Origin of the sequence: Burkholderia sp. AU31652 (assembly GCF_002223155.1) — a bacterium.
Classification (GTDB): Bacteria; Pseudomonadota; Gammaproteobacteria; order Burkholderiales; family Burkholderiaceae; genus Burkholderia.
This window is the reverse complement of sequence record NZ_NKFG01000003.1, coordinates 553,504-566,200: the sequence shown is the minus strand read 5'-3', so window position 1 is coordinate 566,200 and position 12,697 is coordinate 553,504. Positions and strand designations below refer to the sequence as shown.

The window sequence follows — 12,697 nt, the reverse complement described above, 5'->3', positions numbered from 1 at the left end:
GGGCGCTGCATGCGCAACGCAACGCGAGATTCTAACATGCGCCCATCAGCCGCCAATTCGCCCCCTCTATATATGAATAGCAAAAATCGCGGCGTCGGCGAATCGGCCGCAATGGCACATCGCAATCGCCCCCGACTCGTCATCACAGACGATTGCCGCGTCACGCGTTCCTCGCGCACGAGTAAACAACTGCATTCATCGGCGCAATTTCGCCGCCACACTCTTGACAATTTCTAAAAGTTACGGCAGGCCAGTGTTGCGCATGCACCACAAAGTTGAAGCGATCTTGGGGTGGGGAGGATTTTTTTTCGTAGGAAGGGAACGATATGGCAAAATGCCAACGCACTGAAAGTTAGACGCTGCTCGAAGTCTACACAGAGGCGGCGCCGCGTTTTTTGTGCCGCACCAATGTTATACTTCGAGCAATGTATGACTTGTCACCGTCAACAGGCTCGCAGTAAACCTGCGGTAATCTCAATTTCGAGAGGAGAAATATGAATAAACTTTCAAAGCTCGCGTTCATTGCAGCTACCGCAGTTATGGCTGCATCCGCTTCGGCACAGTCGGTGCCGGCGTCGCGCCAAGCCGTCAATGACAACTGGGTCAACGGCACGGGCGAATGGGTGTGGATGAACGGTACGAACGAGCTCTGCTGGCGCGATGCGTTCTGGACGCCGGCCACCGCCAACGCGAAGTGCGATGGCGCACTGGTCGCCCAGGCACCGCAGCCGCCGGTCGCTCCGGTCGCTCCGGCTATCACGAGCCAGAAGATCACGTATCAAGCTGACGCACTGTTCGACTTCGACAAGGCAACGCTCAAGCCGCTGGGCAAGCAAAAGCTGGACGAACTGGCTTCGAAGATCGAAGGCATGAACACGGAAGTGGTCGTCGCAACGGGCTACACGGACCGCATCGGTTCGGACAAGTACAACGACCGTCTGTCGCTGCGCCGTGCGCAAGCCGTGAAGTCGTACCTGGTCAGCAAGGGTGTGCCGGCCAACAAGATCTACACGGAAGGCAAGGGCAAGCGCAACCCGGTTACGACTGGCTGCAACCAGAAGAACCGCAAGCAACTCATCGCCTGCCTCGCACCGGATCGCCGCGTGGAAGTGGAAGTGGTTGGTACGCAGCAAGTGCAGAAGACGACCGTTCCGGCAAACTAAGCCGCGGTTTTCGACTGCTTCAAAGCCCCGCTCCGGCGGGGCTTTTTCTTTGACGCCCGTCCAGGCGCTCGCCGCTTCGCCGCTCGTCCGCTTCTTATATACTCGGGGCTGACGAATCGCAGCACCGCCCTCCTTCCGTAGCCCGTTTGCCGACATGACCAACGCCGACCCGCACGAACTCCAGAAATTCAGCGACCTCGCCCATCGGTGGTGGGATCCGAATGCCGAATTCAAGCCGCTGCACGACCTGAACCCGGTCCGGCTCGGCTGGATCGATGCGCATGCGCACCTCGCCGGCAAGCGCGCACTCGACATCGGCTGCGGCGGCGGCATTCTGTCCGAATCAATGGCCGGACTCGGCGCGCAGGTGAAAGGCATCGACCTGTCGACCGAAGCACTCGGCGTCGCCGACCTGCACAGTCTCGAAAGCGGCATCTCGGTCGATTACGAGGCCATCGCGGCCGAAGCGATCGCCGCGCGCGAACCGGGCACCTACGATGTCGTCACGTGCATGGAAATGCTCGAGCACGTGCCGTCGCCCGGCGATATCGTCGCCGCCTGCGCGACGCTCGTGAAGCCGGGTGGCTGGGTGTTCTTCTCGACGCTGAACCGCAACCTGAAGGCATACCTGTTCGCCGTGATCGGCGCGGAGTACATCGCGCAAATGCTGCCGAAGGGCACGCACGACTACGCGCGCTTCATCCGTCCGTCGGAACTGGCCAGCTTCGTGCGGGCAACGGATCTGCACATCGTGGAGATCAAGGGCATCACGTATCACCCGATCGGCAAGCGCTTCGCGCTGTCGAACGACGCCGACATCAACTACCTCGTCGCGTGCCGTCGCGGCGCGTGACCTTCCAACCGGCATGACGACTCCCCTCTCGACCGCGCGGGCGCCACTCGACGAACCGCGCCTGCTGCACTGCGATGCCGTGCTGTTCGACCTGGACGGCACGCTCGCCGACACGGCCCCCGATCTCGCGGCCGCCGTCAACAAGATGCAACGCGTGCGCGACCTGCCCGAGACACCGCTCGACGTGCTGCGGCCGCTAGCCTCGGCCGGCGCGCGCGGCCTGCTCGGCGGCGCATTCGGCATCGATCCGCACACGCCCGGTTATGAAGCGATGCGCGACGAGTTCCTGGCCAACTACGCGACGGATCTATGCGTGCATACGACGCTGTTCCCCGGCATCGACGACGTGCTCGACGAACTCGACGCGCGCGGCGTGCGCTGGGGCATCGTCACGAACAAGGCCATGCGGCTCACGGCGCCGCTCGTCGACCTGCTCGGCCTCGCGCGGCGCGCCGCCTGCGTCGTCGGGGGTGACACAACGCCGCACCCGAAGCCGCACCCGGCCCCGCTGCTGCATGCGGCCGACCAGTTGACGCTCGCGCCTGCGCGCATCGTCTACGTCGGCGACGACCTGCGCGACATTCAAGCCGGCAGCGCCGCCGGCATGGCGACGGTCGCGGCGGCGTACGGCTATTGCGGTGATGGCGCGGCGCCGGCCGACTGGCAAGCGCAGCATCTCGTCGACACGACGCTGCAACTGCGCGAACTGCTGCGCGATGTTGGGCTATAATGATTGATCTTATCCGCGGGGGCGACCTGGTTTCGACAGGGGTTGTGAAGCGGCTAGGGCATGTCGAGGACCCGTCACCTCGTTAATCAATGGGAAAATCGTAACTGCAAACGACGATACGTTCGCACTGGCAGCCTAAGGGCCGCCGTCCTCTGCCTAGTTCACTGACGGGCTAGTGTCGCAAGACCGGTAGCAATACCGCCAGAGGTCATTTACGTCAGTTAAGCCCTGTCGGCGTCGCGACGCCAGGGTCGAAAACCTAGCGAATCGCCGTAGTGCAGCGTGTTCGTCCGCGTCGCTGCGGTTAAATCAAATGACTGAACTAAACATGTAGAACTAGTCGTGGAGCGCTTCTGGACGCGGGTTCGATTCCCGCCGCCTCCACCAAATTCCGCGCTCGCCGCACGAACCCCGCATGACGCAAGTCTGCGGGGTTTTTTGTTGCCGGCGAAACGCACTCGCCCTCTCCTTCCGAAAAAGCGCCCAGCCACGGGTGGGCCGGGCGGAATGCCACCGGACTTCCGGCGACAGGAGGTGACGGATAGCCTGCCGTGCCCGCGCGCTCATCGATCGCGCCGGCAGCGGCCCGCCCGGGTGCTGCGGCTCCAGGCGCGACGCGTCGTCGCACCCGGCATTCACGCACACCGGGCAATACGCGGTTTAGCTGCCGCGATACAGCGACTTCATTTCTTCAGCGGTGGCCGGACGCACGCCCATCGCACGCGAACCCGATGCCGATGCGCCCTGTGCCTGTGCGCCGTAACCGCTGGCGTCGGCGCCTTGCGCTTGCGCCAGCGCGGCGCGCTGCTGCTCTGCAACACGCGCCGTGGCAGCCTGGATCGCTTCCGGGTAGTGCGGATCTTCACCGCGAGCGGAGTTGTAACCAGCCTGCTGCAACTGGACCAGTTCGGCACGAACCTGCGCGCGAGTGATCGTCGAACCCGACTGGGCGAACGACACGACCGGGGCAACGAGAGCGGCAGCAACGACAACAGCTTGAACGAGCGATTTCATGATGACCTACCTCCAGATTTGTCTGTGTTCGCGGTGAACACCTTGTTCATCGCTGACAACCCGAAGTTTATGTAGGCGGATGCTTAAGAATAAGGCAGGTTTTTGGAAGACATCCTTTCTGATTTACGGGTTAACCCTAAATCACCCGGCATCGAATCACATGACGATTCGACGGAAAGCAAAAGCCCCGCGAAGCGGCAACGCTTCGCGGGGCTCGGACAAAATCGGAATCGCACGGGACGCCTGCCGCCACCGATCACACAGCCAGATCGGCACGCGCGCGCAACACCCGTCAGTCGAATCGGTGCTGCGGACGCGCCCGTCAGCCAGGTTACCGGCTATCCATCGGGCACTTCAGATTGCAGCCGTTGGGGTCCCCCAGGTCACCCTTGCGGCGCAAGGTCGACTTCTTGCCGCTCTGGTATTTCTGCGACGGCGCGGACGCCGCGAACGGCATCTGCGGATGCTCGTTCAGGCGAAACTGTTCGCTCAGGATACCGCCGGGCACACCGGGCGAATTCTGCGCGAGCGCAAACGGCGAAACAGCGGCCAGCAGCCCCGCGGACAACACTGCCGCGGTGAGGGGAACGGAAAATTTCATGGCGGGATGACGCTTGAACGGCGTACTTGTTGGAACGTTGGTCAAGCGGCAAGCGTAGCGCAAATCCCCTGCTGCTGCATCGCGGTTCGATTGCGTCCGCGTTACCGGGCATTGCCCGCCGGCACGCTCGCGCCGTCGCCGCCGGCCAGCCCCGACGCAATGCTCGCCAGCGTTCCACACGCAGCCGGATCGTAGCCGTCGAGATGCGCGACGCGCTCGACAAAGCGCGCATCGCGCAGCAGCGCCAGCACGCCGGCAAGCGGTCGCGCGTCGAGCCGCGCGCGCTCACATGCGAAGTAATAGTCTTCGTCGACGACCGGGATGAAATCGAGCCCGAAATGATGGGCGGCCGGCTCTACGCCGAAACCGAGATCGGCCATCCCGCTCGCGACGAACGCCGCGATCGCCGAATGCGTGAGCTCGGCCGACGCGTAGCCGTCGATGCGCTCGGGATCGATGCCGATCGCGCGCAGCGCGAGATCCAGCAGCATGCGCGTGCCCGACCCCGGCTGGCGATTGACGAAGCGGATGTCATTGCGCGCGAGATCCGCGAGCCCGCGAACCTGCTTCGGGTTGCCGCGCGGAATGAACAGCCCCTGCTGGCGCCGTGTCAGGTGGATCAGCACGTGGCGCGTATCGTCGAGCCACGGCCGGTAGATCTGCGCGCACTGCGCGCGAAACGCGCCGCGCGGCAGATGGAAGCCGGCCAGGTCGCACTCGCCGCGGGCAAGCGCCTGCACGGCCTCGACGCTCTCGCGATACTTGATGTCGACAGCCGCCTGCACATCGACCAGCGCGGAGACGAGCGTCGCGACCGCGTAGCCGTGCGACGCATGGATACGCACGGCGCCGTCGCGCTGCGCGAGCCGCCGATTCAGGTCGCTCGCCACTTCGGCGGCCAGCGTGCGCAGGTTCCCGTCGAGCCGGCTGCGCGCGAGGCGCTGCGCATCGACGACGGCCTGCCCGAGCGCCGACAGCGTCGAGCCCTTGCCCCGCGCGGTTTCGATCAGTTCCCCGCCGATGCACGCCTCCAGCGCACGCAGCATGCCCCACGCGTGCCGATAAGACAGCCCTTTCGCTTGCGCGGCCTGCGCAATGCTGCCCGTGTCGGCCACGAGTTCGAGCAACGGCGCCACATCCGACAGACTGGCCGCACGGCCTTCCGTGTCGCGTACGGTCAGATACGCGTCGCATTCGATGCGAATCAATTATGCACTCCGATTTCCTATTGCGACCGCCAAATCTTCCGCTTATCGTTGGGCGAAATCAATCAGAACGAAGTCGCGGTGCGCACTATATGAATCTCGAGCGCATATGAGACTTTGGAGGAGCACAACGGATGTCCCCGAATTCCCAAGCGCCCGACGCGCTCGTCGAGCGCCATGCGCGCGCCGGCCGGTCGCTCGTGGCGATCCTGCACGCGATCCAGGACGACGCGGGTTACGTGCCGCCAGGCTGCGTCGCGCCGCTCGCCCGCGCACTCAACCTGTCGCGCGCGGAAGTGCACGGTGTCCTGACTTACTACCACCACTTCCGCACCGCGCCGCCCGCCCGCGTGGCGATCCAGATGTGCCGCGCCGAAGCGTGCCGCAGCATGGGCTGCGAAGCGCTGGCCGCGCATGCGGAAGCCCGCACGGGTTGCCGGTTCGACGCGGTGCACGGCGATGCGGCCGACGCGCATGCGCCCGGTGACGTCGCACTCGAATCGGTCTACTGCCTCGGACTGTGTGCGCAGTCGCCGTCGCTGACGGTCAACGGTGTGCTGCATGCCAAGGTCACGCCGGAGAAATTCGACGCGCTGCTTGCCGACGTGGTCGCCCGCACCCCGGAGGCCGCATGACGACCCGCGTCTATGTCCCGCGCGATTCGTCCGCGCTGGCGCTCGGCGCCGACGCGCTCGCCGCCGCGATCGAGGCGGAAGCCGAACGCCGCGGCATCGCCATCGAACTGGTCCGCAACGGTTCGCGCGGGCTGCTGTGGCTCGAGCCGCTCGTCGAGGTCGGCACGGCCGCCGGCCGCGTCGGCTATGCGAACCTGTCGGCCGCCGACGTCCCGGCCCTGTTCGATGCAAACTGGCTCGAAGGCGGCGCGCATCCGAGCGGCGTCGGCCTCGTCGACGCACTGCCCTATCTCGCGCGCCAGCAACGCCTCACGTTCGCCCGGATCGGCCTGACCGACCCGTTGTCGATCGACGACTACCTGCGATATGAAGGCCTCGCCGGCCTGAAGAACGCGCTCGCGCTCGACGGCGATGCCGCGTGCGAAACATTGATCGAATCGGGGCTGCGCGGCCGCGGCGGTGCAGCGTTCCCCGCAGGCATCAAGTGGCGCACGGTCCGGCAAGCACGCGCCACGCAGAAGTACATCGTCTGCAATGCGGACGAAGGCGATTCGGGCACGTTCTCCGACCGCCTGATCATGGAATGCGATCCGTACTGCCTGATCGAAGGGATGATCATCGCGGGCGTCGCGACCGGCGCGACGGTCGGCTACATCTACGTGCGCAGCGAATACCCGCACGCGATCGCCACGCTCGAAGCCGCGATCGTCCGCGCACGCGAAGCCGGCTGGCTCGGCGAGCACGTGCTCGGCTCCGCGCACGCGTTCGAGCTGCACGTCGCGAAAGGCGCGGGCTCGTACGTGTGCGGCGAGGAAACGGCGCTGCTCGAATCGCTCGAAGGCAAGCGCGGCGTCGTGCGTGCGAAACCGCCGCTGCCCGCGCTCGCCGGCCTGTATGGCCAGCCGACCGTCATCAACAACGTGATCACGCTCGCCACGGCACCCGTGATCTTCGCGCGCGGCGCTGCGTTCTATCGCGACTACGGGATGGGCCGCTCGCGCGGCACGCTGCCGTTCCAGCTCGCCGGCAACATCCGCCACGGCGGCCTCGTCGAACTCGCGTTCGGGGTCACGCTGCGCGAGCTGCTGTTCGATTTCGGCGGCGGCACGGCCAGCGGCCGGCCCGCACGTGCCGCGCAGGTGGGCGGCCCGCTCGGCACCTACCTGCCCGACCACCAGTGGGACGTGCCGCTCGACTACGAAGCGTATACGGCGATTGGCGCGGTGGTCGGCCACGGCGGCATCGTGCTGCACGACGATACGTCGAACCTCGCCGAGCTGGCCGAATACGCGATGAAGTTCTGCGCGATCGAGTCGTGCGGCAAGTGCACGCCGTGCCGGATCGGTTCGACGCGCGGCGTCGAGACGATCGCACGCATTCGCCACGGCGATACGTCGGAGCGGCAGGTCACGCTGCTGCGCGACCTGTGCGACACGATGCTGGCCGGTTCGCTGTGCGCCATGGGCGGCATGACACCCTACCCGGTGCTGTCCGCGCTCGACCATTTCCCCGAAGATTTCGGGCTCGCTGCCGGCAAACCTGCCGCGTCGGGTCCGGTCAAGGCTGCGGCCTGACCCAGAAGGAGCCCTGCATGTCCCTCGACACGAACAACGTCCGCCAAGGCGGCTGCGGCTCGGGCCAATGCGCGTGCAAGAGCACCGCGCAGGCGCGTGCCCTCGATCCGTTCGACGATACCGACTACGGCACGCCGCAACGGCATGCCGATACCGACGTCACGCTCGAAATCGACGGCCAGCCGGTCACGGTGCCGGCCGGCACGTCGGTGATGCGTGCGGCGATCGAAGCCGGCGTCAACGTCCCGAAGCTCTGCGCGACCGATTCGCTCGAACCGTTCGGCTCGTGCCGTCTGTGCCTCGTCGAAATCGAAGGCCGGCGCGGTTATCCGGCGTCGTGCACGACACCTGCCGAAGCCGGCATGAAGGTGCGCACGCAGTCGGACCGGCTGCAGTCGCTGCGTCGCAACGTGATGGAGCTGTACATCTCCGACCACCCGCTCGACTGCCTCACCTGCCCCGCCAACGGCGACTGCGAGCTGCAGGACATGGCCGGTGTGGTCGGGCTGCGCGAGGTGCGTTACGGCTTCGACGGTGCGAATCACCTGCGCGACAAGAAGGACGAATCGAATCCGTACTTCACGTACGACCCGTCGAAGTGCATCGTCTGCAACCGCTGCGTGCGCGCCTGCGAGGAAACGCAGGGCACGTTCGCGCTGACGATCGCCGCACGCGGCTTCGAATCACGCGTCGCGGCCGGCGAAAGCGAATCGTTCATGGCGTCGGAATGCGTGTCGTGTGGCGCGTGCGTCGCCGCCTGCCCGACCGCCACGCTGCAGGAAAAATCCATCGTGCAACTCGGGCAGGCCGAACACTCGGTCGTCACGACCTGCGCATACTGCGGCGTCGGCTGCTCGTTCAAGGCGGAGATGAAGGGCACGCAGGTCGTGCGCATGACGCCGCACAAGAACGGCCTCGCGAACGAAGGTCACGCATGCGTGAAGGGCCGCTTCGCGTGGGGCTATGCGACGCACAAGGACCGCATCACGAAGCCGATGATCCGCGAGAAGATCACCGACCCGTGGCGCGAAGTCAGCTGGGACGAAGCGCTCACCTACGCGGCAACGCAATTCCGCAAGCTGCAGGACAAGTACGGCCGCGATTCCATTGGCGGCATCACGTCGTCGCGTTGCACGAACGAGGAAACCTACCTCGTGCAGAAGCTGGTGCGCGCCGCGTTCGGCAACAACAACGTCGACACCTGCGCACGCGTGTGCCACTCGCCGACGGGCTATGGCCTCAAGACGACACTCGGCGAATCGGCCGGCACGCAGACGTTCGCATCGGTCGGCCAGGCCGACGTGATCGTCGTGATGGGCGCGAACCCGACCGACGGGCACCCGGTGTTCGGCTCTCGGCTGAAGCGGCGCGTGCGTGAAGGCGCGAAGCTGATCGTGATCGACCCGCGCCGCATCGACGTCGTCGACGGCCCGCATGTAAAGGCCACGCACCACCTGCAACTGCGCCCCGGCACCAATGTCGCGATCGTCAACGCGCTCGCCCACGTGATCGTCACCGAAGGGCTCGTCGCCGATGCATTCGTCGCCGAGCGCTGCGACACGCGCGCATTCGAGCAATGGCGCGAGTTCGTCTCGCGAGCCGACAACTCGCCCGAGGCGAGCGCCGACGTGACGGGCGTGCCGGCCGATCTGGTACGCGAAGCCGCGCGCCTCTATGCGACGGGCGGCAATGCCGCGATCTATTACGGCTTGGGCGTGACCGAACACGCACAGGGCTCGACGACGGTGATGGGCATCGCGAACCTCGCGATGGCGACCGGCAACATCGGCCGCGAAGGTGTCGGCGTCAATCCGCTGCGCGGCCAGAACAACGTGCAGGGCTCGTGCGACATGGGCTCGTTCCCGCACGAACTGCCCGGCTACCGGCACATCGGCGACGAAGTCGTGCGCACGCAGTTCGAAGCGGCGTGGTCGGCGAAGCTGCAACCGGAACCGGGGCTGCGCATCCCGAACATGTTCGACGCGGCGCTCGACGGCAGCTTCAAGGGGCTTTACTGCCAGGGCGAGGACATCGTTCAGTCGGACCCGAATACGCAGCACGTCGCGGCCGCGCTGTCGGCAATGGAATGCATCGTCGTGCAGGACATCTTCCTGAACGAGACCGCGAAATACGCGCACGTGCTGCTGCCCGGCTCGTCGTTCCTCGAGAAGGACGGCACGTTCACGAACGCGGAACGCCGCATCTCGCGCGTGCGCAAGGTGATGCCGCCGCTCGCGGGCTACGCGGACTGGGAAGTCACGCTGATGCTGTCGCGCGCGCTCGGCTACGAGATGGACTATGCGCATCCGTCGGAAATCATGGACGAGATCGCCCGGCTCACGCCGACCTTCTCGGGTGTGTCGTACGCGAAGCTCGACACGCTCGGCAGCATTCAGTGGCCGTGCAACGAGCACGCGCCGGAAGGCACGCCGACGATGCACATCGACGCATTCGTGCGCGGCAAGGGCAAGTTCGTGATCACGCAGTTCATCGCGTCGCCGGAGAAGGTCACGCAGCGCTATCCGCTGATCCTGACGACGGGCCGCATCCTGTCGCAGTACAACGTCGGCGCGCAGACCCGCCGCACCGAGAACGTGCGGTGGCACGAAGAGGATCGCCTCGAGATCCATCCGCACGACGCGCAGGATCGCGGTATCCGCAGCGGCGACTGGGTCGGCATCGAATCGCGTGCGGGGCAGACGGTGCTGCGCGCGCTCGTGACCGAACGCATGCAACCGGGTGTCGTTTATACGACGTTCCACTTCCCGGAATCGGGCGCGAACGTGATCACGACGGACAGCTCGGACTGGGCGACGAACTGCCCCGAGTACAAGGTGACGGCCGTGCAGGTGCTGCCCGTCGCGCAGCCGTCCGACTGGCAGCAAGCGTATGCGCGCTTCAACGCGGAGCAGCTCGACCTGCTCGAGCGCCGCGTCGCCGCGACCGCCGGCGTGACGACAGGCAAGTGAGGACGCGATGGACAACGGACACCTGATCGACATGGCCAACCAGATCGGCGCATTCTTCGAATCGATGCCCGATCGAGACGAAGCGCTGACCGGCATCGCCGACCATATCCGGCGCTTCTGGGAGCCGCGGATGCGCCGCGCGTTTCTCGCGGCGCTCGACGATCCGTCGAGCGAGGCCGGGCAACGTGCGACACCGATCGTGCGCGACGCGATCGCCGTGCACCGCGCGTCGCTCGTACCCGCCACGGCGAGCGCCTGACGGCACCGCTACGCGGGCCGCGACAGGCCCGCGAACCAGCTTTCGCAGTGGCGCAGCAGCGCGTTCGCATCGGTCGCCGTGCGCCCGCGCACGGCGACGTAACCATCCGGCCGCAGCAGGTAAAACGACGGCCGCGAGCGGCCGTATTCCTGCGCGAGCCCGGCATCGCCGCCGTCGGCATCGGTGACGCGCCAGACGCGCACCGCATCCGGCATGATCCGCTCGAGCCCCTGCACGAGCGCCTGCGCATCGGTCGGCATCGGCGGCACCGCACCGGTGTCGGCATTCTCCGGCTCTTCCAGCAACAGCAACGTGAAGCTCGCCGGATCGTGCAGGTCGTATAGCCGCGCCGTTCCGGGCGCCTGACCGAGCGGCCCGTCGAGCACCCGCACGCGCGCGTCGGGTGCCCGCTCGCCTGCGCGCGGCCCGCCATCGAGCACGCGCTCGAGCGTCAGCGGACTCTTCCGGTACTGCACGCCGAGCTCGCTGACCGTGCGCCGCACCGCATCGCGCATCGGCCCGAACGACGCCAGCACCGGCACGACGTGATCGCGCAGCAGCTTCATCGCGCCGCGCTCGGCTTCGACGATCTGCGTGACGAAACCGGTCTGCCGCAACACGTCGCGCTCGATCGGATGACGCTCCGCGTGATACGTGTCGAGCAGCCGCTCGGGCGTGCCCGCGCCGAGCACGCGCGCGAGCTTCCAGCCAAGATTGAACGCCTCCTGGATGCCGGTGTTCATGCCCTGCGCGCCGGCCGGGCTGTGAACATGCGCGGCGTCGCCCGCGAAGAACACGCGGCCGTGACGCAACCGGTCGACCATCCGGCTGTGCAGATGAAAATACGACGACCACGCGAGATCGCTCGGCGAGATCGACGCGCCGGCACGGGCACGCACGATCGCGTCGCATTCCGCAAGCGACGGGGTCGGCGCATCGGGCGACGCGTCGCCGCCGGGCGGCCGGTCGGCCACGAGCCGGTAACGGCCGCCGCCCATCGGAAACAGGCCGGCGATGCCTTCGGATGTCGTGAACAGATGGATCTCTTCGTCCGGCCAGTCGGGTATCGCCGCGAAATCGGCGAGCAGGAAGGTCTGCTCGAACGCATGCCCGGCGAAGCCCAGGCCGAGCAGATGCCTGACCGTGCTGTGCGCGCCGTCGGCGGCGATCAGGTACGACGGCGCGAACGATTCGTCGCGGCCGTCGGCGCGGCGGATCGACACGTCGAGCGACGCACCGCTCGCATCGCACGCGGTCAGCGTCGCGCCGCGCTCGACCGTCACGCCGAGCCGGGCCAGATGTTCGGCAAGCAGGCGCTCGGTGACGGTCTGGTCGAGAAACAGCAAGTACGGATAGCGCGTTTGCAACGGATCGAAATCGAGCCGCGCGATCACGCGGCCGTCGGCATGCAACTCGGCCGCATGGGCACGATGACCGAGCGCGAGAAACGGCTCGACCGCGCGATGCTGCTCCAGCAGTTCGAGCGTACGCGCCTGGATGCCGATCGCGCGCGAATACGGCGCGGGCGTAGCGAGCCGATCGATGATGCGCACCGGCACGCGGGCTCGCGCGAGGCTCATCGCCGCGGCAAGGCCGGTCGGCCCCGCGCCGACGATCAGCACGGGCGGGATATCGGGCAGTGTGTCAGCCATGAGAACCTCGATGACACGCGACCCTGCAAGTCTACGCCGCTC

At 66.4% G+C, this 12,697-nt stretch carries 11 protein-coding genes and 1 other RNA gene; 8 read left to right on the top strand and 4 right to left on the bottom strand.

Annotation, left to right across the window (positions count from 1 at the left end; all coding sequences use genetic code 11):
* Nucleotides 1-494: 494 nt before the first annotated feature.
* From ompA to ssrA, 4 genes are all read left to right on the top strand, one after another.
* Complete coding sequence (ompA, locus tag CFB40_RS05310; RefSeq protein WP_006476579.1) at nt 495-1,163, top strand: outer membrane protein OmpA; 669 nt, start codon at nt 495-497, stop codon at nt 1,161-1,163.
* A gap of 154 nt (nt 1,164-1,317) precedes the next feature.
* On the top strand, nt 1,318-2,016 hold the full coding sequence (gene ubiG / locus CFB40_RS05305; protein ID WP_089424797.1) for a bifunctional 2-polyprenyl-6-hydroxyphenol methylase/3-demethylubiquinol 3-O-methyltransferase UbiG: 699 nt from the start codon (nt 1,318-1,320) through the stop codon (nt 2,014-2,016).
* 13 nt (nt 2,017-2,029) lie between these two features.
* The gene (gph, locus tag CFB40_RS05300) at nt 2,030-2,746 is read left to right on the top strand and encodes a phosphoglycolate phosphatase (RefSeq protein WP_089424796.1); all 717 of its coding nucleotides are present in this window, start codon (nt 2,030-2,032) and stop codon (nt 2,744-2,746) included.
* Between the two features lie 17 nt (nt 2,747-2,763).
* Nucleotides 2,764-3,133: a transfer-messenger RNA gene (gene ssrA, locus CFB40_RS05295) on the top strand.
* A gap of 273 nt (nt 3,134-3,406) precedes the next feature.
* Here ssrA and CFB40_RS05290 read toward each other — a convergent pair.
* From CFB40_RS05290 to CFB40_RS05280, 3 genes are all read right to left on the bottom strand, one after another.
* A complete protein-coding gene (locus tag CFB40_RS05290) occupies nt 3,407-3,760 on the bottom strand; it encodes a DUF4148 domain-containing protein (RefSeq protein WP_069247423.1) in 354 nt (117 codons plus the stop codon).
* A gap of 331 nt (nt 3,761-4,091) precedes the next feature.
* Nucleotides 4,092-4,361, bottom strand: coding sequence for a hypothetical protein (locus CFB40_RS05285; RefSeq protein ID WP_089424777.1), 270 nt, complete (start codon nt 4,359-4,361; stop codon nt 4,092-4,094).
* 101 nt (nt 4,362-4,462) lie between these two features.
* Nucleotides 4,463-5,569: a substrate-binding domain-containing protein gene (locus tag CFB40_RS05280; RefSeq protein ID WP_089430763.1), complete on the bottom strand. Its 1,107-nt coding sequence runs from the start codon at nt 5,567-5,569 to the stop codon at nt 4,463-4,465.
* Between the two features lie 131 nt (nt 5,570-5,700).
* Between CFB40_RS05280 and CFB40_RS05275 the strand changes: the two genes are divergently transcribed.
* From CFB40_RS05275 to CFB40_RS05260, 4 genes are read left to right on the top strand one after another with little or no spacing between them, the layout of a single operon-like run.
* On the top strand, nt 5,701-6,201 hold the full coding sequence (locus tag CFB40_RS05275; RefSeq protein WP_089430762.1) for an NAD(P)H-dependent oxidoreductase subunit E: 501 nt from the start codon (nt 5,701-5,703) through the stop codon (nt 6,199-6,201).
* Entirely contained in the window at nt 6,198-7,775 is a 1,578-nt protein-coding gene (locus CFB40_RS05270; RefSeq protein ID WP_089430761.1) for a formate dehydrogenase beta subunit, read from the top strand. The genes CFB40_RS05275 and CFB40_RS05270 overlap by 4 nt, the downstream gene beginning before the upstream one ends.
* A 17-nt stretch (nt 7,776-7,792) precedes the next feature.
* Entirely contained in the window at nt 7,793-10,744 is a 2,952-nt protein-coding gene (gene fdhF / locus CFB40_RS05265; protein ID WP_089430760.1) for a formate dehydrogenase subunit alpha, read from the top strand.
* A 7-nt stretch (nt 10,745-10,751) separates the two neighbouring features.
* Nucleotides 10,752-11,003, top strand: coding sequence for a formate dehydrogenase subunit delta (locus tag CFB40_RS05260; protein WP_089430759.1), 252 nt, complete (start codon nt 10,752-10,754; stop codon nt 11,001-11,003).
* Between the two features lie 8 nt (nt 11,004-11,011).
* On the opposite strand, the gene CFB40_RS05255 is transcribed toward CFB40_RS05260, so the two are convergent.
* Nucleotides 11,012-12,655 (bottom strand): FAD-dependent monooxygenase, encoded by a 1,644-nt coding sequence (locus CFB40_RS05255; protein ID WP_089430758.1) that lies wholly within the window; start codon nt 12,653-12,655, stop codon nt 11,012-11,014.
* Nucleotides 12,656-12,697: the final 42 nt, after the last annotated feature.

Excerpts from the sequence above, each read along its gene's own strand:
- ompA (WP_006476579.1), top strand. The coding sequence starts at position 495 with ATGAATAAACTTTCAAAGCTCGCGTTCATTGCAGCTACCGCAGTTATG.
- ubiG (WP_089424797.1), top strand. The coding sequence starts at position 1,318 with ATGACCAACGCCGACCCGCACGAACTCCAGAAATTCAGCGACCTCGCC.
- gph (WP_089424796.1), top strand. The coding sequence starts at position 2,030 with ATGACGACTCCCCTCTCGACCGCGCGGGCGCCACTCGACGAACCGCGC.
- CFB40_RS05290 (WP_069247423.1), bottom strand. The coding sequence starts at position 3,760 with ATGAAATCGCTCGTTCAAGCTGTTGTCGTTGCTGCCGCTCTCGTTGCC.
- CFB40_RS05285 (WP_089424777.1), bottom strand. The coding sequence starts at position 4,361 with ATGAAATTTTCCGTTCCCCTCACCGCGGCAGTGTTGTCCGCGGGGCTG.
- CFB40_RS05275 (WP_089430762.1), top strand. The coding sequence starts at position 5,701 with ATGTCCCCGAATTCCCAAGCGCCCGACGCGCTCGTCGAGCGCCATGCG.
- CFB40_RS05270 (WP_089430761.1), top strand. The coding sequence starts at position 6,198 with ATGACGACCCGCGTCTATGTCCCGCGCGATTCGTCCGCGCTGGCGCTC.
- fdhF (WP_089430760.1), top strand. The coding sequence starts at position 7,793 with ATGTCCCTCGACACGAACAACGTCCGCCAAGGCGGCTGCGGCTCGGGC.
- CFB40_RS05260 (WP_089430759.1), top strand. The coding sequence starts at position 10,752 with ATGGACAACGGACACCTGATCGACATGGCCAACCAGATCGGCGCATTC.
- CFB40_RS05255 (WP_089430758.1), bottom strand. The coding sequence starts at position 12,655 with ATGGCTGACACACTGCCCGATATCCCGCCCGTGCTGATCGTCGGCGCG.